Annotated in this window: 15 protein-coding genes; 13 read left to right on the top strand and 2 right to left on the bottom strand. The window is 68.7% G+C overall.

The window, feature by feature from the left end; all coding sequences use genetic code 11:
- The first annotated feature begins 24 nt into the window (after positions 1-24).
- From AC3B6A_RS26120 to AC3B6A_RS26060, 13 genes are all read left to right on the top strand, one after another.
- Positions 25-1,119 (top strand): DegT/DnrJ/EryC1/StrS family aminotransferase, encoded by a 1,095-nt coding sequence (locus tag AC3B6A_RS26120; protein ID WP_488400000.1) that lies wholly within the window; start codon positions 25-27, stop codon positions 1,117-1,119.
- A 10-nt stretch (positions 1,120-1,129) separates the two neighbouring features.
- Positions 1,130-2,650: a lipopolysaccharide biosynthesis protein gene (locus AC3B6A_RS26115; protein ID WP_488399999.1), complete on the top strand. Its 1,521-nt coding sequence runs from the start codon at positions 1,130-1,132 to the stop codon at positions 2,648-2,650.
- A 2-nt stretch (positions 2,651-2,652) separates the two neighbouring features.
- Positions 2,653-3,582, top strand: a complete 930-nt coding sequence (locus tag AC3B6A_RS26110; protein ID WP_488399998.1) for a glycosyltransferase family 2 protein — start codon at positions 2,653-2,655, stop codon at positions 3,580-3,582.
- Positions 3,583-3,613: 31 nt separating this feature from the next.
- Positions 3,614-5,827 carry a polysaccharide biosynthesis tyrosine autokinase gene (locus AC3B6A_RS26105; protein WP_488399997.1) on the top strand — a complete coding sequence of 738 codons (2,214 nt, stop codon included), beginning with the start codon at positions 3,614-3,616 and terminating at the stop codon, positions 5,825-5,827.
- A gap of 167 nt (positions 5,828-5,994) precedes the next feature.
- Positions 5,995-6,501 carry a transcription/translation regulatory transformer protein RfaH gene (gene rfaH / locus AC3B6A_RS26100; RefSeq protein ID WP_488399996.1) on the top strand — a complete coding sequence of 169 codons (507 nt, stop codon included), beginning with the start codon at positions 5,995-5,997 and terminating at the stop codon, positions 6,499-6,501.
- 33 nt (positions 6,502-6,534) lie between these two features.
- The gene (locus AC3B6A_RS26095) at positions 6,535-7,533 is read left to right on the top strand and encodes a glycosyltransferase (protein WP_488399995.1); all 999 of its coding nucleotides are present in this window, start codon (positions 6,535-6,537) and stop codon (positions 7,531-7,533) included.
- Positions 7,530-8,765, top strand: a complete 1,236-nt coding sequence (locus AC3B6A_RS26090; protein ID WP_488399994.1) for a glycosyltransferase family 4 protein — start codon at positions 7,530-7,532, stop codon at positions 8,763-8,765. Before AC3B6A_RS26095 ends, AC3B6A_RS26090 begins: the two co-directional genes overlap by 4 nt.
- Entirely contained in the window at positions 8,734-11,355 is a 2,622-nt protein-coding gene (locus tag AC3B6A_RS26085; protein ID WP_488399993.1) for a GH39 family glycosyl hydrolase, read from the top strand. Before AC3B6A_RS26090 ends, AC3B6A_RS26085 begins: the two co-directional genes overlap by 32 nt.
- 27 nt (positions 11,356-11,382) lie before the next feature.
- Entirely contained in the window at positions 11,383-12,465 is a 1,083-nt protein-coding gene (locus tag AC3B6A_RS26080; protein ID WP_488399992.1) for a glycosyltransferase family 4 protein, read from the top strand.
- Positions 12,466-12,505: 40 nt separating this feature from the next.
- Positions 12,506-13,381, top strand: coding sequence for a glucose-1-phosphate thymidylyltransferase RfbA (rfbA, locus tag AC3B6A_RS26075; RefSeq protein ID WP_488399991.1), 876 nt, complete (start codon positions 12,506-12,508; stop codon positions 13,379-13,381).
- Between the two features lie 90 nt (positions 13,382-13,471).
- Entirely contained in the window at positions 13,472-14,872 is a 1,401-nt protein-coding gene (locus AC3B6A_RS26070) for an undecaprenyl-phosphate glucose phosphotransferase (RefSeq protein ID WP_488399990.1), read from the top strand.
- Between the two features lie 44 nt (positions 14,873-14,916).
- A complete protein-coding gene (locus tag AC3B6A_RS26065; RefSeq protein WP_488399989.1) occupies positions 14,917-16,041 on the top strand; it encodes a polysaccharide biosynthesis/export family protein in 1,125 nt (374 codons plus the stop codon).
- A gap of 1,009 nt (positions 16,042-17,050) precedes the next feature.
- On the top strand, positions 17,051-18,412 hold the full coding sequence (locus tag AC3B6A_RS26060; protein WP_488399988.1) for an OprD family porin: 1,362 nt from the start codon (positions 17,051-17,053) through the stop codon (positions 18,410-18,412).
- Positions 18,413-18,655: 243 nt separating this feature from the next.
- Here the strand turns inward: AC3B6A_RS26060 and aguA are convergent, their stop codons facing one another.
- Both aguA and aguB read right to left on the bottom strand, forming a co-directional pair.
- Positions 18,656-19,765, bottom strand: a complete 1,110-nt coding sequence (gene aguA, locus AC3B6A_RS26055; protein ID WP_488399987.1) for an agmatine deiminase — start codon at positions 19,763-19,765, stop codon at positions 18,656-18,658.
- A 54-nt stretch (positions 19,766-19,819) separates the two neighbouring features.
- Positions 19,820-20,701 (bottom strand): N-carbamoylputrescine amidase, encoded by an 882-nt coding sequence (aguB, locus tag AC3B6A_RS26050; RefSeq protein ID WP_488399986.1) that lies wholly within the window; start codon positions 20,699-20,701, stop codon positions 19,820-19,822.
- Positions 20,702-20,765: the final 64 nt, after the last annotated feature.

Raw genomic sequence — 20,765 nt, 5'->3', positions numbered from 1 at the left:
CCCATCCATCAGAGGGATGCGACTGTGATCAATGTGACCAAGACGTATCTGGGCGACCTGGACAAGTTCAAGTCCTACGTGGAGCAGATCTACGCCAGCGGCTGGCTGACCAACCACGGCCCCTTTTCCACCGCGCTGGAGGAGCGGCTGCAGGACTACCTGGGCGTGCGCCACGTGATCCTCACCTGCAACGGCACCGTCGCCCTGCAGGTGGCCTACCGTGCGCTGGGCGTCACCGGCAGCGCGGTGACCACGCCGTTCAGCTTCGTCGCCACCAGCAGCACCCTGCACTGGGAGCACATCCGGCCGCGCTTCGCCGATATCGACGCGCGCACCTGGAACCTCGACCCGCAGCTGGTCGAGGCGAGCCTGGCGCCGGACACCACGGCCATCGTCGCCACCCACGTGTTCGGCAACCCCTGCGCGGTGGAGGAGATCCAGGCGCTGGCCCAGCGCAACCGCCTGAAGGTGATCTACGACGGCGCCCATGCCTTCGGCTCGCGCTACCGCGACCGCTCGGTGCTGGCCTGGGGCGACCTGAGCACCCTGAGCTTCCACGCCACCAAGCTGTTCCACACCATCGAGGGCGGCGCCATCGTCACCGCCGACGACGAGCTGGCCCGGCAGATCCGCCTGCTGTGCAACTTCGGCATCGCTGGGGTGGACCAGATCGTCGGCCCGGGGATCAACGCCAAGATGAACGAGTTCTCCGCCGCCATGGGGCTGTGCCTGCTCGACGACATCGACAGCATCCTCGCCCAGCGCGAGGAGATCGCCGCCCGCTACAGCGCCGCGCTCGGCGGCTACTACGACCTGCAGACCATCCAGGCCGGCGCGCGGCAGAACAACAGCTACTACCCGATCGGCCTGCGCAACGAGGAACAGGTGCTGCGCGTGCGCGACGCGCTGAATGCCATCGGGGTCAACCCGCGGCGCTACTTCTACCCCTCGCTGGACACCCTCGACTACCTCGCCCCGCAGCAGCCGCAGGCCATCTCCCGCGAGCTGAGCCAGCGCATCCTCTGCCTGCCGCTCTACCCGGGGTTGCCGCAGGAGGTGCAGCGCGCGGTGATCGAGGTGCTGCTGATGGAAAGCGGCCGGGTCGCGGTGGCGGTCTGAGGAGTCGATCATGCCGGCCAAACGCTCGCTGTCGATGATCCGCAATACCCTGCTCAACTATGCGGGGCAGGCCTACGCGATCGTCATCGGCATCCTGATCCAGCCGTTCTACCTCGGCCACCTGGGCGCCGAGGCCTACGGCCTGATCGGCTTCTTCGCGGTGCTGCAGACCTGGCTGCTGTTGCTCGACGTCGGTCTCTCGCCGGCGCTGGTGCGGCAGGTGGCGCACGTCCGCGGCGCCCACGGCGAGGCCTACGGCCAGGCGAGCCTGCTGCGTTCCTTCGAGCTGATCCTGCTGCCGCTGACCCTGCTCAGCTCGCTGGCGGTGTACGCCGGCAGCCCCTGGATCGCCGGGCGCTGGCTCAACGTGCAGGCGCTGAGCCCGGCGCTGGTGGCGCAGTGCATCAGCCTGATGGGCCTGCTGGTCGCCCTGCGCCTGTACGGCACGCTGTACCGCAGCGCGCTGCAGGGGCTGGAGCTGCACGGCTGGATCAACGGGATCAACGTCTTCGTCACCACCCTGCGCTACTTCGGCGGCCTGCTGCTGGTGGTCAGGGTCAGCCAGGACCCGCTGCTGTTCTTCGAATTCCAGGTGGCGGTGTCGCTGCTCGAAACCCTGTTGCTGGGCGCCAAGGCCTACCTGTGGATGGAGGTGCGCCTGCTGACGCGCTTCTGCTGGGACACCCTGCGGCCGGTGATTCCCTTCGCCCTGGGCATGAGCTTCACCTCCGGCCTGTGGATCATCCTCACCCAGCTCGACAAGGTGTTGCTGTCGAGCCTGATGCCGTTGCACGACTACGGCTATTTCTCCCTGGTGGCGCTGGTCAGCGGCGGCATCCTCAGCCTGGTCAACCCGCTGGCGCAGTCGCTGCTGCCGCGCATGACCATGCTGATCGCCGAAGGGCGCCACGACGACATGCAGCAGCTCTATCTGAAGGCGAACCGTTTCGTCTGTGTGCTGCTGTTCCCGATGGTCGCGGTGATCGCCGCCCATGGTCATGACCTGGTCCTGGCCTGGAGCGGCGATGCCGTGGCCGCCAGATGGTGCCAGCCGGTGCTGGTCTGGTACGTGCTCGGCGCCGGCCTGATGGCGGTGAGCAGCTTCCAGTTCTACCTGCAGTACGCCCACGGCCAGCTGCACCTGCACGTCTGGTACAGCGTGGTGTCGGCGCTGGTGAGCATTCCGCTGGTGGTCGCCAGCGCCTACCTGTACGGCGTGCTCGGCGTGGCGCTGTGCTGGTTCGGCCTGCGCCTGGTGTCCTTCCTGATCCTGCCGCCGATCGTCCACCACCGCTTCGGCGACGACCTGCACGCGCCCTGGCTGCGCGACACCCTGCAGATCGCCGCGCTGAGCGCCGCCGGCGTGCTGCTCGCCGAGCCGGTCTACGCGCTGCTGGCGCGTTCCGGCGAGCGCCTGGCGCTGCTGCTGGCGCTGGCCGCCTGCGGCCTGATCACCCTGACCCTGGTGGGCGTGGGCTCCGCCCCGGAGCTGCTGCGTCTGTTCAAACCCTCCCACAAGCCGAGTGTCTAGACATGGATATCCGCTCCGAGCTGCAGATCCTCTCCAACTGGCCGGAGGCCCCCGAACCGCTGCTGAGCGTGGTGTGCCTGGCCTACAACCAGGTGAACTACATCGGCCGCGCCCTGGACAGCTTCCTCGAACAGGTCACCGACTTCCGCTTCGAGGTGCTGGTCAACGACGACGCCTCCACCGACGGCACCACCGAGGTGATCGCCGACTACGCGGCGCGCTACCCGCACATCATCAAGCCGATCCTGCACAAGGAAAACCAGTACTCCAAGGGCGTGTCCCACGGCATGGCGGTGTTCCGCAAGGCGCGCGGCCGCTACATCGCCTACTGCGAGGGCGACGACTTCTGGACCGACCCGCGCAAGCTGCAGATCCAGGTCGACTTCCTCGAACGCAACCCGGACTACGTGATCACCTATCACGACGCCTACGTGTTCAACGAGGACGGCGTGATCAAGCCGCGCCAGCTCAGCGGCCGCTTCCGCCGCGACGCCAGCCGCCGCGAGCTGCAGCAGGCGCGGGCGATTTCCACCCTGACCGCCTGCTTCCGCAACGTCCTCGGCGAGATGCCCGAGGAGCTGCGCACCACGCGCATGGTCGACCTGTGCTGGTGGTCGCTGCTGGGCGCCTACGGCAAGGGCAAGTTCCTCGGCGAGATCCGCCCGGCCGCCTACCGCCGGCACAAGGGCGGGATCTTCTCCATGCAGGCCGAGCGCGTGCAGCAGCGGATGACCCTGCACACCTACTACTGCCTGTCGCGCTACTACCAGCGCATCGGCGAGCAGGCGCTGCACGAGTACTTCCTGGTCCAGGTCTGCCGCCTGTCGATGGCGGCGATTCCGGTGCCGCGCAAGATCGAGGCCTTCCTGCTGCTGCTCGGCAACCACGGCCTGAACCTGCTCAAGCGGCTGAACCCGGTCCACGCGCGCTGAGCCGCGCCATGTCAACGGAGGATGGATGTCCATGAGTATCATGTCCCGCTCGTCCCTGGAGAACTTCCAGGACACCCGTATCGACGTGGCCGGCCTGCTGCGCCTGCTCTTCGACCACAAGCGAATGATCCTCGTCGTCACCGGCCTGTTCGCCGTCCTCGGCCTGGGCTACGCGCTGACCGCCACGCCGATCTACGTCTCGGGGGCGATGATCCAGGTCGAGCAGAAGAAGAACGGCCTCAACGGCACCCCCGAGGTGATCAACCGGCCCGACTCGGTGTCCCTGGCGGCCACCGAGATCGAACTGCTGAAATCCCGCGCGGTGCTCGGCAAGGCGGTGGAGATCCTCAAGCTCTACATCGTCGCCAAGCCCCGGCACATGCCGCTGGTGGGCGACTACCTGGCGCGGCGCTTCCAGCCGACCCCGGCGCAGCCGCTGGCCGAGCCGCTGTTCGGCATGGGCGCCTACGGCTGGGGCGGCGAGCAGATCAAGGTGTTCCAGCTGGAAGTGCCCGACGCCTATCTGGGCGAGCCGCTGACCCTGGTCGCCGAGGGCGGCAACGCCTACGTCCTGCTCAACGCCGACGGCGAGCAGCTGCTGCGCGGCGAGCTGAACAAGCTGGTGGTCGACAAGGGCTTCAGCATCGAAGTCGACCAACTGGTGGCGCGCCCGGGCACCGAGTTCATCCTCACCCGCGACCGCCTGCTGAGCACCACCCTGGCCTACCAGAAGCTGCTCAAGGTGGTGGAGGCCGGCAAGGACTCCGGGATCATCTACATGACCCTGGAAGACCCCAACGCCGGCCAGGCCGACCTCATCCTCGACAAGATCAGCAGCCTCTACGTGCTGCAGAACGTCGAGCGCAGTTCCGCCGAAGCCTCCCAGCGCCTGCAGTTCCTGCGCTCGCAGCTGCCGATGGTGCGCATGGAGCTGGAACGCGCCGAGGCCGCCTACAACGCCTACCAGACCAGCGCCAAGTCCGCCGACATCAGCGTCGAGACCCGCGGCGTGCTGGACCAGGTGGTGACCATCGACAACCAGCTCTCCGACCTCAAGCTCAAGCGCGCCGAGTACGACCGCCTCTACGCCCCCGGCCACCCGACCTACCAGGCGCTGATGAAGCAGATGGCCAGCCTGGAGACCCGCAAGCAGGCGCTGCAGGGACGCATCCAGAACCTGCCGGCCACCCAGCAGGAACTGCTGCGCCTGAACCGCGACATGCAGGTCACCCAGCAGACCTACACCACCGTGCTGAACAAGGCCCAGGAGCAGGACATCCTGCGCGCCGGCACCATCGGCAACGTGCGGGTGATCGACACCGCCCAGGCCAACGTCGAGCAGCCGGCCAAGCCGATGCGCAAGATCATCGTGCTGCTCGCCACCCTGCTCGGCTTCTGCGTCGCGCTGGGCATCCTGTTCCTGCGCCAGGCCTTCTACCGCGGGGTGGAGAACCCCGAGGCGATCGAACAGCTGGGCCTCTCGGTGCTCGCCGCGGTGCCCTATTCCCGCCAGCAGGAGCGCCTGGAGAAGGAACGCAAGGGCGACATCGCCGCCCATGCGCCCAAGCTGCTCGCCGCCGCCAATCCGGGCGACCTGGCCAACGAGGCGCTGCGCAGCCTGCGCACCAACCTGCACTTCGCCCTGCTGGAAGCGCGCAACAACGTGGTGATGCTCACCAGCCCCGCACCCGGCGCCGGCAAGTCGTTCGTCTCCAGCAACCTGGCGGCGATCGTCGCCCAGTCCGGCCAGCGCACCCTGCTGATCGACGCCGACATGCGCAAGGGCTACCTGCACCGCGTCTTCGGCCTGACCCCGCGCCACGGCCTGTCCGACGCACTGAGCGCCCGCCGGCCGCTGAGCGAGGTGATCCTGCCCACCGAAGTGCCTGACCTGGACTTCATCTCCTGCGGCTTCGCCGCGCCGAACCCCTCGGAACTGCTGATGCACGACAACTTCGCCCAGCTGCTCAGCGAAGCCTCGGTGCTGTACGACCTGGTCATCATCGACACCCCGCCGGTGCTGGCGGTGACCGACGCGGCGCTGGTCGGCCGGCTGTGCGGCATCAGCCTGCTGGTGACCCGCTTCGGCCAGAGCCCGGCCAGCGAGATCGATACCGCCCGCCGCCGCCTGGGGCAGAACGGCATCCCCCTGCAGGGCGTGATCCTCAACGGGGTCAAGCGCAAGGCCTCGACCGCCGCCTACGACTACGGCGCCTACGCCTACCGCTACGACAACCGGGACTGAGCCCCGGCCCGGACACCCAACCCCCTGGCGCCTCCCGCCTGGCCCGCCGCTCATGACGGGCTGGGGTACGGATCGCCGGGCGCCAGCCAATCCTCGCGGGGCGGCGCTCCACGGAGCGCCCGGCCCCGTCCTCACTCATCGCCCGAAACGGCGTCGAGGCACGCATCATGAGTCACACCGACCCCCTTCACCGCTGGTACCTGATCCAGACCAAGCCGCACCAGGAGCTGCGCGCCGAGGAAAACCTGGTGCGCCAGGGCTTCGCCTGCTACCGGCCGGTGGTCGGCGAGGGCGCGCGGCCGCAGCCGCTGTTCCCCGGCTACCTGTTCATCCACCTCGATCAGCAGCACGACAACTGGTTCCCGATCCGCTCGACCCGCGGCGTGGCGCGCATCGTCAGCTTCGGCCCGCAGCCGCTGCCGGTGGCCGACGAGCTGGTGGAGGACATCCGCGCCCGCCTGCGCGCGCTGCCCGAGCGCCCGGCCGGCCGTTTCCGCCAGGGCCAGACGGTGTGCCTGCACTGCGCCGGGGACTGCGAAATGGAGGCGATCTTCCTCTGCGACGACGGCGCCGAGCGGGCGCTGATCCTGCTCAACCTGCTGCAGCGCGAACAGCGCGTGCGCGTCCCGCTGAGCCGCCTCTCGGCGGTGGGCGGGGAAAGGTGGCGGGCCTGAGCGCCCGCCGATCGACGAGGGAGACGCACCATCATGAGTGGATCGACCGTACTGGTGACGCTGACCTATGGCGACCGCCTGGAGTACCTGGAGGAACTGCTCGCCAGGGCCCTGCGCGAGCCCGACATCGCCCGCGCGATCGTCGTCAGCAACGCCTCGGTGGCGGAGCTGGACCGGCTGTTCAGGCTCTGGCCCAACCGCGTGCAGGTGATCGAGCTGGACAGCAACACCGGCTCGGCCAACGGCTACTGCGTGGGCATCGCCGCCGCGCTGAAGACCGGCTGCGAATACATCTGGCTGATGGACGACGACAACGCGCCGATGCCGGGTTCCTTCCCGCTGCTCCGGCAGCGCCTGCTCGACTGCATACAGCGCCACGGCGCGGACCGCACCGCGGTGCTGGGCTTCCGCCCGGAGCACCAGGCGGACGTGGTCGCCGGCGTGCCGACGCGCTTCATCGCGCCGCCGCGCTCCAGCTACTTCGGCTTCCACGTGCACCAGCTGCCCTACAAGCTCTGGCGCCGCACGCCCTGGGGCAAGCCCCGGCCGCGTCCGCTGGAGCCGCTGCTGGAGCTGCCGTTCGCCTACTACGGCGGGCTGCTGGCGCACCGCCGGCTGATCGAGCGCATCGGCCTGCCGCGCCGCGAGCTGGTGCTGTATGCCGACGACACCGAATACACCTTCCGCATCGGCGCCAGCGGCGGCCACCTCTACCTGGTGCCCGGCGCCGGCCTGGACGACCTGGAGCGCTCGTGGAACCTCAAGCAGCGCACCGCCAACATCTACGAGACCTACCTGCTCGGCAGCTCGGACCTGCGCGCCTACTATGCGGCGCGCAACCAGGCCTGGTTCGACAAGAACCTGTGGGTCGCCTCGCCACGGATGTACCGCTTCAACCGCTGGGTGTTCCTGCGCCTGCTGCACTTCTTCGCCCGCCGCCACGGCCGCCAGGGCCGCCTGCAGCTGCTGCTGCGCGCCATACGCGACGGCGAGTCCGGCGCGCTGGGCATGAGCCGGACGTATCCGCTATGAAACTGCTGTTCCTCAGCACCCTCTACGCCCCGCACATCGGCGGCGGTGCGGAGGTCATGCTGCAGTCCATGGTCGAGGGCCTGCAGGGGCGCGGGCATGCGGTGCAGGTGCTGAGCACTGGCCCGGACGCCGGCCTGCGCAGCGACTCGCACAACGGCGTGCCGGTGCTGCGCGCCGGCCTGCGCAACCTCTACTGGCCGTTCGCCGACCCGCGCCCCGGCCCGCTGCGGCGGCTCGCCTGGCACGCGCTGGACCGCTACAACCCCGCCATGCGCGACGTGCTGGCGCGGGTGCTGCAGCAGCAGCGGCCCGACCTTGTGGTGTGCCACAACCTGTCGGGCTGGTCGATCGCCGCCTGGGACGCGATCCGCGCCGCCGGCCTGCCCATCGTCCAGGTCCTGCACGACCAGTACCTCACCTGCCCACGCGGGATGCGCTTCAACAAGGGCCGGCACTGCGAGCGGCAATGCGGCACCTGCGCGCTGCTGCGGCGCTCCCATGCGCAGGCGTCGGCGCGGGTCGACGCGGTGGTCGGCGTCAGCCGCTACCAGCTGGCCGCCCTGGTCGACGCCGGCTACTTCGCCCACAGCCAGCGCTACGTGGTCTACAACAGCGCGCCCTGCGCCCACGCCCATGGCGAGCCGGCCGCGCCGGCGGGGCGCCGCCCGCTGCGCTTCGGCTTCATCGGCGCGCTGACCCCGAACAAGGGCGTGGAGTGGCTGATCGAGCAGTTCCAGCGGCAGGCCCTGGATGCCTCGCTGCTGATCGCCGGGCGCGGCGAGACGGCCTACGTGAACGCGCTGAAATCCCGCGCCGATCCGCAGCACGTGCACTTCGTCGGCTACCGCGAGTCCCGCGGGTTCTTCGCCGAAATCGACGTGGCGGTGGTCCCCAGCGTCGGCCCCGAGTCCTTCGGCCTGGTGGCGCTGGAGGCCTGCGCCCAGCACCTGCCGGTGATCGCCTCGACCCGCGGCGGCCTGGTCGAGATCGTCCGCGACGGGCTCAACGGCCTGCACTGCACCCCCGAGCGCCCCGACTCGCTGGGCGAGGCGCTGCGCCGCCTGGCCCTCGACGCGCCGCTGCGCCAGCGCCTGGCGGCCCGCGCGCGGGACAGCGTGGCGTCGATGCTCAGCGTCGAACGGATGCTCGACGAGTACGAAACCCTCCTGCGCCACACCCTGCTCAACCGTGGAGTCCACCATGGATCTGCAATCGCCGTATCCACGCCTTGAGCCCTCGCGCGGGATCGTCTTCGACCGCTCGCTGCTGGCGCTGTGGGTGGTGGTGGCGCTGCTGCTGGTGGAGACCTTCAGCGGGGCGCTGCGTTTCTACGCCGACCGGGTCGGGCTCTCCGCGCTGATCTACCTGCCGAAGATCGCCTGCGTGGCCGCGGTGGCCTGGGAGCTGCTGACCCGCCCGCAGCAGCGCGGCCTGTGGCTGCTGCTGGTGCTGGCGGCGGCCTCGCTGATGCTCGGCCGGCTGCACGGCGCGCAGTGGACGGCCGGGGCCTTCAGCGTGTTCATCTACGCGCCGCTGCTGTTCGGCCTGCTCTGCGGCCCGTACCTGGAGATGCACCGCAAGGCGGTGGGCTGGGCGATCGCCTTGTGCCTGGTCGCCTCGCTGGCGGGCATCGCGCTGGACATCCTCGGCAACGTGCCGTGGAAGGGTTACACCTACTCCATGGGCGGCGTCGAGATCAGCGGCAACCGCGCCTGGAGCGCCTACGGGCTGGACCGTATCGCCGGCTTCTCGCGGGTGTCGTCGAGCCTGGCGATCATGCTGGCGATCTTCAGCCTGTACCTGGGCTCGTTCCGCCTGCCGCTGCCGGCGCGCTGGCTGATCTACCTGGTGGCGCTGGCGGGCATCGTCCTGACCACCAACAAGTCCTCCGCCGTCGCCTTCGTCGTCGTCCTGCTGGTGATGAGCTTCGCCCGCAGCCGCCTGATCTTCCTGCTGGCCACCCTGGTGGTGGTGTTCGGCGCGCTGGCGCTGCCGCTCTACGGCCTGTTCGGCGGCGTCGAGCCGTACCTGGCCAGCTCCAGCGGCGACAACCTGATCGGTTCGATGGTGGATCGCCTGGTCAACACCTGGCCGGCGCTGATCAAGGTGATGGCCTACAACGGCTGGGCCTTCACCGGCGCCGGCCTGGGCATGACCGGCAGCGCCTACGGGGCCTACCCGGTGTTCGGCATCGAGCAACTGGCGGTGGCGGACAACTCGCTGCTCTACCTCTGGCTGCTGTTCGGCGTCGCCGGCGGCGCGCTCTACGTGCTGGCGATCCCGATGCTGATGCGCCTGCAGCGCCAGCCGGGGAGCGAGGCCCGCGCGCTGCTGGGCATCGCCTACTGCGTCCTGCTGGTCGGCTGGACCAGCGACGTGCTGGAGGCGCAGGTGCCCAGCCTGTTCCTCGGCCTGGCCATCGGCCGCGCGCTGCGCCCGCCGGAGGAGCTGGCCACGCCGCCGGCACCGCAGGCCTGGCGCCTGCAGGGCAACGGCCGGCTGCTGGGCCTGCTGCTCGCCGGGGTGCTGCTGGCCGGGGTGGGGCAGGCGCCGCGCGCGCTGGCCCGGGAAGTGCCGATCATCGAGGCGGGCCCGGCGGAGTTCATCGTCGGCGCCAGCACCCACCAGAACATCCGCGCCGGCAACCGCGACGGCATCAACCACCTGGCGCGGCAGGCCGGCATCGGGTCGTTCCGCGACGATGCCTTCTGGTCCAGCGTCGAGCGCGAGCCCGGCGTGCTGGCCATCGACGCCAGCTGGCGCGCGCAGCTGCGCAGCACCCGCGGCCTGGGCATCGACACCCTGCTGATCCTCGGCCTGGAGAACCAGTTCCACGGCAACGCCAAGCCGCGCGACGAGGCCTCCCGCGAGGCCTTCCTGCGCTACGTGCGCTACCTGGTGCGCAGCTTCAGGGGGCAGGTGGCGATCTACGAGGTGTGGAACGAATGGGACGTGGAAAACCCCACCGACAAGCATTTCAGCGACGACTACCTGACCCTGGTGCGTGCCACGGCCGCGGCGATCCGCGAGGAAGACCCGCAGGCCAAGGTGATCGCCGGCGCGGTGACGCTGCGCGGCATTCGCCAGGGCTTCGCCGAGCGCCTGCTGGCCGGCGGGCTGCTGGATGTGGTGGACGGCCTGTCGCTGCACCCTTCGGTGTATTGCGAGGGCGAGCTGGCGATGCCGGAGAACTGGCTGGCGTGGTTCACCGGCGTCAACCAGCGGCTCGAACAGGTCGCCGGCCGGCCGGTGCCGCTGTACTTCACCGAATTCAGCTGGCCGGCCCACGATGGCGCCTGCGGGATCAGCCGCGAGCGCCAGGCGGCCTACCTGGCGCGCGCCTACTTCCTGCTGCGCAGCCTGCCGAACGTGAAGGGCGCCTGGTGGTACGACCTGGTGGACGACGGCATCGACCGCCGCGACATGGAGCACAACTTCGGCCTGCTCACCGCCGACGGCAAGCCCAAGCCGGCCTACCAGGCGATGGCCAGCGTGGCCGGGATCATCGGCCACTACCGCTTCGTCGGCCGGGTGCCCAACGCCGACCCGAACGTCTACCTGCTGCGCTTCGCCAGGGCCGGCGACGAAGTGCTGGTGGCCTGGACCCTGGGCCACGGGCAGAACCTGAGGATCACCAGCCAGCCGGGCAGCTCCGACACCCTCTGGCGCCTGCGGGACTTCGACGGAGTGAGCGCCCGCCAGGGTGAAAAGGTGCCCTGGGCCTGCCCCGCGGGTGGCGGGCCGTGCCAGGCCGACATCCCCATCGATAACGCCCCGACGCTGCTGCGCAGCGCGCCGGGCTACCAACTGTCGCTGCGCTGAGCGCGCCGGCTTGCCGAGAGGACTTCCATGATCGTCATCAACGCGCGCTTCCTGTCCCAGGAAATCAGCGGCGTGCAACGCTTCGCCGAGCAGATCTCGCTGTCGCTGGCGCGCCTGCGCGGCGACGTGCTCTTCGTCGCGCCGCCCGGTCCGCTGCCACGGGAGGAGGTCGCCCGGCGCCTGCACGTCGAGCGCATCGGGCATAACCACGGGCACCTGTGGGAGCAGGTCGACCTGCCGCTGTGGCTGTTGCGCAACGGCCGGCCGCTGCTGGTGTCGCTGTGCAACACCGCGCCGCTGGCCTACGGCCGGCAGTTGGCGACGCACCACGACATCGCCTACGTGCGGCATCCCGAGAGCTTTTCCTGGCGCTTCCGCGCGCTGTACCGGACGCTGACCCCGCTGATGCTGCGGCGGGTGCTGGCGCTGGTCAGCGTCAGCGAGTTCTCGCGCCGGGAGATCGCCGCGCACTACCGCTTTCCGGCCGAGCGCATCCACGTGATCGGCAACGCGGTTTCCGCCGCATTCTGCCCCGGGCCCGTGCCGCTGGGCGAACGGCCCTACCTGCTGGCGGTGTCCTCGCCGGCGGCGCACAAGAACTTCGCCCGGATGATCGAGGCGTTCGACCTGCTGCACGACCTGGACGTCGACCTGCACATCGTCGGCTCGGCCAACCGCAGCTTCCGCCTGCAGTCCAGCGAACAGCACGAACGCGTGCACTGGCTGGGGCGCATCGACGACGACCGGTTGATCGAGGAATACCGCGGCGCGGCGGCCTTCGTCTTCCCCTCGCTCTACGAAGGCTTCGGCATCCCGCCGCTGGAGGCGCAGGCCTGCGGCTGCCCGGTGATCGCCGCGCGCAGCGCCTCGATCCCCGAGGTGCTGGGCGACTCGGCGCTGTATTTCGACCCCGCCGACACCCAGGCCCTGGCCACCGCGATGCGCCGCGTGCTGCGCGACGCCAAGCTGCGCGGCGGCCTGCGCAGCGCCGGGCTGGAGAACGTCCTGCGCTACTCCTGGGACCTCTCCGCGCTGCGCCTGTCCAGCCTGATCGACTCCTTTCTAGCCGAGCGCGCGGCCGAGCTGCCGCGCCTCAAACCGCTCGAATAGCCCGGTTCCCGGCTATTGATCGCGCCAAGGAGGCCACTGCATGAAAGGCATCATCCTCGCCGGAGGCTCCGGCACCCGCCTGCACCCCATCACCCTGGGGGTGTCCAAGCAACTGCTGCCGATCTACGACAAGCCGATGGTGTACTACCCGCTGTCGGTGCTGATGCTCGCCGGCATCGACGACATCCTGCTGATCTGCACGCCCACCGACCTGCCCAACTTCCGCGCCCTGCTGGGTGACGGCGAGCGCTTCGGCGTGCACCTGCAGTACGCCGTGCAGCCCTCGCCGGACGGCCTCGCCCAGGCCTTCCTGATCGGCGCGGATTTCATCGGCGACGACTCGGTGTGCCTGGTGCTGGGCGACAACATCTTCTACGGCCAGAGCTTCACCGCGCTCCTGCGCGAGGCCGCCGCGCAGGAGCGCGGCGCCACGGTGTTCGGCTACCAGGTGGCGGACCCGGGGCGCTTCGGCGTGGTGGAGTTCGACGCCGACGGCAAGGTGCTGTCGATCGAGGAAAAACCGCGGGCGCCGCGCTCCAGCTACGCGGTGACGGGGCTGTACTTCTACGACAACCGGGTGCTGGAGATGGCCCGGCAGATCCGCCCCTCGGCGCGCGGCGAGCTGGAAATCACCGACATCAACAACCTCTACCTGGAGCTCGGCGAGCTGCGCGTGAGTCTGCTGGGACGCGGCTTCGCCTGGCTGGACACCGGCACCCACGAGTCGCTGCTGGAGGCCGGCCACTTCGTCCAGACCATCGAGGCGCGGCAGGGGCTGAAGGTCGCCTGCCTGGAGGAGATCGCCTTCCAGCAGGGCTGGCTGTCCAGCGAGGCCCTGGCCCTGCAGGCCGAGCGCCTGGGCAAGACCGGCTACGGCCGCTACCTGCAGCAGTTGCTGCTGGACGCCCGCTCCTGAGATTGCCGGCCCCGGGCCGGCGCGTCACCGATCCATCTGCCGAACGTGGCAGCGGCGCCAGGATGGGCGCCGAGCGTTGCGAGGTTTTCCATGTCCATTCGATCGAAGGGAATACTGCGGGCCAACCAGTCCCTGCTGGCGCTGGCGCACCGCCTGCTCGATCTGCTGGTCATCGTCCTGTCCGGGGCGATCCTCCTGAGTGACGGCAGCGGTCTGCCGGACTCGCGGGTCTGGGTCTCGGTGCTGCTGTGCGTGATGCTGTTCCACTGGCTGGGCGAGCTCAACCGGCTCTACGGTTCCTGGCGCGGCGAGTCGCTGCTGCGCGAGTCGCTGATCGTCACCAGCTACTGGTCGCTGACCTTCTTCGCCGTGCTGCTGCTGGATGCGGCCGTGCGCCACGGCATCGTCGTCGACGCCCGGCGCTTCGCCTGGTTCGCCGTCGCGCTGCTGGTGATGTGCGCCTACCGCCTGCTGCTGCGCATCCTCCTGCGGGTGGCGCGCCGGCACGGCTTCAACAGCCGCAACGTGGCCATCTACGGCACCGGGGAGGTCGCCGCGCACCTGGCGTCGACCATCCTCGACGCGCCGTGGATGGGCCTGCGCCTGGTCGGCTTCTACGACGACCGCCCGCAGCAGATGGCGCTGGAGGCGCGGGTGCCGGTCAAGGGCGGGCGCCTGGCGCTGATCGAGGCGGCGCGCGGCGGGCAGATCGACAAGGTCTACCTGACCCTGCCGCTGTCCCGCGAGCCGCTGCTCAACGAACTGATTCGCGAACTCTCCGACACCACGGTGTCGGTCTACCTGATTCCCGACCTGTTCATGTTCGACCTGCTGCACGCGCGCAGCGAGAGCATCAACGGCCTGGAAACCATCAGCATCTTCGACACCCCCATGGACGGGCCCAACGCAGTGCTCAAGCGCATCGAGGACGTGGTCCTCGCCTCGCTGATCCTGCTGCTGGTGTCGGCGCCGATGCTGCTGATCGCCGTGGCGGTGAAGCTCACCTCGCGCGGCCCGGTGCTGTTCCGCCAGACCCGTTACGGGATGGACGGCAGGCCGATCCGCGTGTGGAAGTTCCGCAGCATGACGGTCATGGAAGACGGCGCGCAGGTGATCCAGGCCTCGCGCAACGACTGCCGCGTCACCCGCCTGGGCGCGTTCCTGCGACGTACCTCGCTGGATGAGCTGCCGCAGTTCTTCAACGTCCTGCGCGGCGACATGTCGGTGGTGGGGCCCCGGCCCCACGCAGTCGCGCACAACGAGCAGTACCGACGCCAGGTCAGCCACTACATGCTGCGCCACAAGGTCAAGCCGGGCATCACCGGCTGGGCCCAGGTCAACGGCTGGCGTGGCGAGACCGACACCCTGGAAAAGATGCAGAAACGCATCGAGTTCGATCTGGACTACATCGAGAACTGGTCCGTCTGGTGGGACCTGAAGATCGTTGGGCTGACCCTGTTCAAGGGGTTCGTTCACCGCAACGCGTTCTGAGCTGGTAGTCCCCTACCAACACCCTGCTTCAAGGAAGGATCGCCATGAAAACTCTGTACGTGATCGGCCTTGTCGTCGGCAGTCTGGCACTGCAAGGCTGTGTGTTCTCCCCCGGTCAGCACATGACGGATTCCGATGTCGAACGAGAAGCGCTGAAGGCGGGCATGCACGTCACCCTCGTGCCCATCACGCCGCAAGTGCTGCAAAACCAGGAAATGGCCCGCGCCAATGAGCCGGGCCTGCCGGCGGAGCTGTTGTCCTACCGGCCGCAGCAGGGTGAATACGTGATTGGCGCCGGCGACGTCCTGCTGGTCACCGTCTGGGATCACCCGGAACTGACCAGCCCCGGCTCGACGCAGCAGATGGAAGCCAACGGCCGCGTGGTCGGCGCCGACGGCAACATCTTCTTCCCCTACGCCGGCACCGTGGCGGCGGAGGGCCGGACGCCGACCATGCTGCGCGCCGAGCTGGCCCGCCGGCTGGCGAAGAAGGGCATCGTCGACCCGCAGGTGGACGTCACCGTGCTCACCTACGCGAGCCAGCACGTGGTGATGTCCGGGGCCTTCCAGAACGGCGGCCAGATGGAGCTGAACAACACGCCGACGACGCTGGTGCAGGCGGTGAGCAAGGCCGGCGTGGTCGCCGGCGAGGCTGACCTGTCCGGGCTCACGCTCAAGCGCGACGGGCGCGAGTACCCGATCGACGTCGACGCGCTGAACCGCAAGGGCTCCACCCTGAGCGGCATCTACCTGAAGAGCGGTGACCAGATCCACCTGCCCTACAACGACCGCAAGAAGGTCTATGTGGTGGGTGAAGTCCACCAGCCGACGGTGGTGACCTACCGCACCACCGGCCTGACGCTGCTGGAAGTGCTGGGCAACGCGGGCGGCCTCAGCCCGGAAACCGCCGACGGCGACTCGGTCTACGTGATCCGCGCCGGCGACCTGCAGCCGGGCGCCAGTGGCGACAAGACCGCCCTCACGGCGCAGGTCTTCCACCTGCAGGCGAAGCAGCCCACGGCCTACGCCCTGGCCCGCGATTTCGCCATGCAGCCCCAGGACGTGGTGTTCATCGGGCCGGCCAACATCACCCGGTGGAACCGCTTCATCAGCCAGCTGCTGCCGTCGGCCGCCTTCGTTGGCACCAGCGCCACGGTGGGACGCCCGTGACCTGATACCCGGTAGCCCTGCCAGCAGGAATCTTCGTACAGGTCTATCGGAAGGGCTGCATGGACGGCGGCTGCCCGGCCCAGGATCATCCGCGGGTCGCACGGACAGGTGCGACCTCTTGGACTGGCAGACGTCCGCTCCGGCGTTCTGCATTTCTTGGGCGAAACTCCACGATGCCCGTGGCCCGCCAGTGTTGCAGCACTGGCGGGCTTCTTTTTTTCTGCGCCGGGTACGTTGCGCGAGCGCCTTTGCGTCGCGGCGAGCCCCGGGCAAGAGCGCGACATGACGCCGCGTGGCAGCGGGAAACCTGTCGCCATCGCGCCGCTGCCCGGCGGGTATCCGGGGAGCCCGCCGCGCCCCGCAACCCGCGGCTGGCCGGGCTTCGCGCCAGTGCATCGCCCTGCCGCGCGGCTGCCGGGCAACCCTTTCAGCCGGGTCATCTGCCCAACGGAGGTACCTCGTCGGAGGTGCGGTTCCGGTGGAAACAGCGTGTTACCATATATTACTAAAGGAAATTACATAGTAATAATTAATTCTTTTTGGTTTTATAGAGCTTCTTCTATCGTTGCCCCAACGTCGTCACGAGGCCGGTTGGCCAGTGCGGTCGGGGTGGCGGTTTCCCGCCAGGATGAACGAGGTGATTGGCGGTTTCCCGCTCATGCGTCTGAGGCAATGGATCGGCCGGCAAGCCTGAAAGGCTCTGCTGGCGGGGGATCGGGCAGGCGAGGCCGGTTGGCCTGGGGTTTGCCTAGCAGTGGTGCCTGCCGGTGCAGCGCCACGACAACAAGACACGAGACCCGATCCATGCCGTCCCTGCCATCTTCTGCCTTCCCGCCTGCCTGCCTGCGCGTCACCCCTGCCTAGGGGCGCGTTGCATCACCACTGAATTCTCGCAGCTGTGCGTATCCGTACGCGCCGTGGCCGCTGCTTGCCGTTCGGCCGGGCTCCGGGGGAGCCAGCCGTCGTTCCGAATGGCCTGTTTTCAAGATCGATAAAATGGGGAAATCCAATGAAAAGAAGCACTCTCAAGCAATCGAGCCTGGCGCTCGCCATCGCTGCCGCGGGCCTGGCCCAGTCGGCCGTCGCCGGCGGGTTCATCGAGGACAGCAAGGCCAGCCTCACGCTGCGCAACTTCTACATCAACACCGATAACCGCAACGGCACCGCCGAGCCGAGCAAGCAGGAGGAGTGGGGCCAGGGCTTCCTGCTCAACTACGCCTCCGGCTTCACCGAAGGCACCGTCGGCTTCGGCGTCGATGCACTGGGCCTGCTCGGGGTTCGCCTCGACAGCGGCAAGGGCACACATTACAACCCGACCAGCTCGAACTTTTCCGGTACCGTCTTCCCCACCGATGGCGATGGCCGCGCGGTAGACGACTTCTCCCACCTGGGCGCCACCGGCAAGGTGAAGGTTTCCAGCACCGAGCTGCGCTACGGCACCCTCCTGCCGAAGCTGCCGGTGGTCACCTACAACGACGGCCGCATGCTGCCGCAGACCTTCGAGGGTGGCCAGGTCACCTCCAACGAGTTCAAGGACCTGACCCTGATCGGCGGCCAGCTGGAGCACGCCAAGGGCCGCAACTCGAGCAACAACGAGGGCCTGTCCATCGCCGGCGCGAACAACGCGCAGAGCGGCCAGTTCGTCAACAAGTTCTACTACGGCGGCGCCGACTACAAGCTGACCAAGGACCTGACGCTGCAGTACTACTACGGCAACCTGCAGGACTTCTACAAACAGCACTTCCTCGGCCTGCAGCACAACTGGGCGATCGGCCCGGGCGTGCTCAAGAGCGACCTGCGCTACTTCCACAGCAGCGACGACGGCAAGAACGGCCACGACAAGAGCTTCTACACCACCGGCTACTACGGTAACGGCGTGACCAAGGGCGAGGTCGACAACCGCGCCTGGAGCGGCCTGTTCACCTATACCCTCAGCGGCCACAGCATCGGCGCCGGCTACCAGCAGCTCAGCGGCGACAGCGACTTCCCGTTCATCAACAACGGCGATGGCGCCACCGCCTACCTGATCACCGACGTGCAGATCGGCAAGTTCCTGCACGCCGGCGAGCGCACCTGGCAGGTCCGCTACGGCTACGACTTCGCCCAGGCCGGCCTGCCGGGCCTGACCTTCCAGACCCTGTACCTGCGCGGCGACAACATCGACACCGCGCACGGCAACCAGAGCGAGTGGGAGCGCGACATCTCCCTGGCCTACGTGATCCCGGACGGCACCTTCAAGGGCCTGGGTTTCACCTGGAAGAACGCCGCCCTGCGCAGCGGCCTGCCGGCCGACGCGGTTTCCGGTTCCGCCGGGCAGCGCGACCAGGACGAGAACCGCCTGATCGTCAGCTACACCATTCCGCTGCTGTAAGCCGAGCGGGTTGAAGAAGGCCGCCGTCCCCGCAAGGGGCGGCGGCTTTTTCTTTTGGGATTTTCGTAGGAGCGAGGGGGACGCCTGGTCCTTGCTCGCGAACGGGTTCACCGGTTGGCGCCGGAGCCGATGCGGTTCGCGAGCAAGCTCGCTCCTACAGGGTGGCGTTCCGGCAGGGGCTTTTGCGGAATGCAAAAGGGCCGGCGCCCGGGAAGGCGACGGCCCTTTTTCAGCACCGGCGAATCAGCGCTTCTGCGGCGCCGGCTGCTGCTGGGTGATGCAGTGGATGTTGCCGCCGCCCAGGAGGATCTCGCGGCCCGGCACCATCACCACTTGGTGCCCGGGGAAGAGGCGCTTGAGGGTGGCCTCGGCCTCGGCGTCCGCCGGATCGTCGAAGCGCGGGGCGATGATGCCGCCGTTGACGATCAGGAAGTTGACGTAGGAGCCGGCCAGGCGGATCGACGGATCGCGCGGCTGGGTGCCGATCACCATGTCGATGCCCTGGCACTCGGCTTCGCTCGCGTGGATCGGGCCGGGGATGACGATCTTGTGCACGGTCAGCTGGCGGCCCCTGGCGTCGCGGGCGCTTTCCAGCACGCGCAGGGCGGCGTGGCAGCGCGCGTAGTTCGGGTCGTTGACGTCGTCGGTCCAGGCCAGCAGCACTTCGCCCGGGCGCACGTAGCAGCAGAAGTTGTCGACGTGGCCGTCGGTCTCGTCGTTGAACAGGCCGTCCGGCAGCCAGATCACGGTGTCGATGGCCAGGTGCTCGCGCAGGTTGGCTTCGATCTCTTCGCGGCTCAGGTGCGGGTTGCGGTTGTGGTTGAGCAGGCATTCCTCGGTGGTGATCAGGGTGCCTTCGCCGTCCACGTGGATGGAGCCGCCTTCGAGCACGAAGCCTTCGGTGCGGTAGCCGGCGCAGCGCTCGATGCCGAGGATCTTGCTCGCCACCTGGTCGTCGCGGTGCCAGGGGAAGTACAGGCCGCCTTCCAGGCCGCCCCAGGCGTTGAAGGTCCAGTCGACGCCGCGCACTGCGCCCTTGCCGTCGATGACGAAGGTCGGGCCGGTGTCGCGCACCCAGGCGTCGTCGTTGCTGATTTCCACCACGCGGATGTTGGCCGCGTCGGCCAGCTGGGCGCGGGCGTTCTCGTACTGGCCGGCGGAGACGCCGATGGTCACCGGCTCGAAGCGGGCGATGGCGCGGGCGACGGCGCTGAAGGCGGCCTGCGCCGGCTTGCCGCCGAGGCGCCAGTTGTCCGGGCGCTCGGGCCAGACCATCCAGGTCTGGGTGTGGGGTTCCCATTCCGCCGGCATGCGGAAGCCATCGGCGCGGGGAGTGCTGGTCAGAGTGGTCATGGGGTCACCAGGTTCGGCTGCTGGGGCGGAGGGGATCGCCATCCGCCGCGTGGGTTACTCGGAGAGGGTTTCGCCGTCGAGTGTCGCGATGGGCCAGTATAGGTTCGGCCGCCGGTCGCGGAACACACCCCAGGCGCTGCGGGTCTTTTCCAGGGCGTCGAGGTCGAAGCTGTGCAGCAGGATGCCTTCCTCGGTCTCGTTCAGTTCCTCGACCTTCCTGCCGAATTGGTCGGCGATGAAGGACGAGCCGTAGAAGGTGATGTCGTAGCCGTCCTGCTCCTCGCGGCCGATGCGGTTGGAGGCCACCAGCGGCATCAGGTTGGCGCCGGCGTGGCCCTGCTGGACGCGCTGCCAGTGGTCGCGGGAGCTGATGCTCGCATCGTGCGGTTCGCTGCCGATGGCGGTCGGGTAGAACAGCACCTCGGCGCCCATCAGCGCCATGCTGCGCGCGCACTCGGGGAACCACTGGTCCCAGCAGATGCCGACGCCGATGCGCGCGTAGGCGGTGTTCCAGACCCTGAAGCCGGTGTCGCCGGGGTTGAAGTAGTACTTCTCGTGGTAGCCGGGGCCGTCCGGGATGTGGCTCTTGCGGTACAGGCCGAGGTTGCTGCCGTCGGCGTCGATGATCGCGATGCTGTTGAAGCGGGCGCGGCCGGCACGTTCGAAGAAGCTGATCGGCAGCACGACCTTCAGTTCGGCGGCGACCTTCTGGAAATGCAGGATGGCCGGGTTCTCGTCCGCCGGGGTGGCCAGCTGGGTGTAGTCGGCGTTGGGCTTCTGGCAGAAGTAGGGGGTCTCGAAGAGTTCCTGGATCAGGATGATCTGCGCGCCCCTGGCGGCAGCCTGGCGGACCAGTTTCTCGGCATTGGCGAGGTTGGCCTGGACATCCCAGGAGCAGGCCATCTGGGTGGCCGCGACGGTCACTGTGCGGGTCATGGAGCACCTCTTGTTCGGATACTTATCGGTTATCCGGGCGCATTGGCGCGCCCGGCAAGGCCAG

It is taken from the genome of Pseudomonas sp. B12(2026), assembly GCF_057767015.1.
This window is presented reverse-complemented; position numbering and strand designations above follow the sequence as displayed.

What these genes read in the sequence shown, in the direction of transcription:
- AC3B6A_RS26085 (WP_488399993.1), top strand. Translation starts at nt 8,734, where the DNA reads ATGGATCTGCAATCGCCGTATCCACGCCTTGAGCCCTCGCGCGGGATC.
- AC3B6A_RS26095 (WP_488399995.1), top strand. Translation starts at nt 6,535, where the DNA reads ATGAGTGGATCGACCGTACTGGTGACGCTGACCTATGGCGACCGCCTG.
- aguA (WP_488399987.1), bottom strand. Translation starts at nt 19,765, where the DNA reads ATGACCACTCTGACCAGCACTCCCCGCGCCGATGGCTTCCGCATGCCG.
- AC3B6A_RS26115 (WP_488399999.1), top strand. Translation starts at nt 1,130, where the DNA reads ATGCCGGCCAAACGCTCGCTGTCGATGATCCGCAATACCCTGCTCAAC.
- AC3B6A_RS26110 (WP_488399998.1), top strand. Translation starts at nt 2,653, where the DNA reads ATGGATATCCGCTCCGAGCTGCAGATCCTCTCCAACTGGCCGGAGGCC.
- AC3B6A_RS26090 (WP_488399994.1), top strand. Translation starts at nt 7,530, where the DNA reads ATGAAACTGCTGTTCCTCAGCACCCTCTACGCCCCGCACATCGGCGGC.
- AC3B6A_RS26065 (WP_488399989.1), top strand. Translation starts at nt 14,917, where the DNA reads ATGAAAACTCTGTACGTGATCGGCCTTGTCGTCGGCAGTCTGGCACTG.
- AC3B6A_RS26060 (WP_488399988.1), top strand. Translation starts at nt 17,051, where the DNA reads ATGAAAAGAAGCACTCTCAAGCAATCGAGCCTGGCGCTCGCCATCGCT.
- AC3B6A_RS26105 (WP_488399997.1), top strand. Translation starts at nt 3,614, where the DNA reads ATGAGTATCATGTCCCGCTCGTCCCTGGAGAACTTCCAGGACACCCGT.
- aguB (WP_488399986.1), bottom strand. Translation starts at nt 20,701, where the DNA reads ATGACCCGCACAGTGACCGTCGCGGCCACCCAGATGGCCTGCTCCTGG.
- AC3B6A_RS26080 (WP_488399992.1), top strand. Translation starts at nt 11,383, where the DNA reads ATGATCGTCATCAACGCGCGCTTCCTGTCCCAGGAAATCAGCGGCGTG.
- rfbA (WP_488399991.1), top strand. Translation starts at nt 12,506, where the DNA reads ATGAAAGGCATCATCCTCGCCGGAGGCTCCGGCACCCGCCTGCACCCC.
- AC3B6A_RS26070 (WP_488399990.1), top strand. Translation starts at nt 13,472, where the DNA reads ATGTCCATTCGATCGAAGGGAATACTGCGGGCCAACCAGTCCCTGCTG.
- rfaH (WP_488399996.1), top strand. Translation starts at nt 5,995, where the DNA reads ATGAGTCACACCGACCCCCTTCACCGCTGGTACCTGATCCAGACCAAG.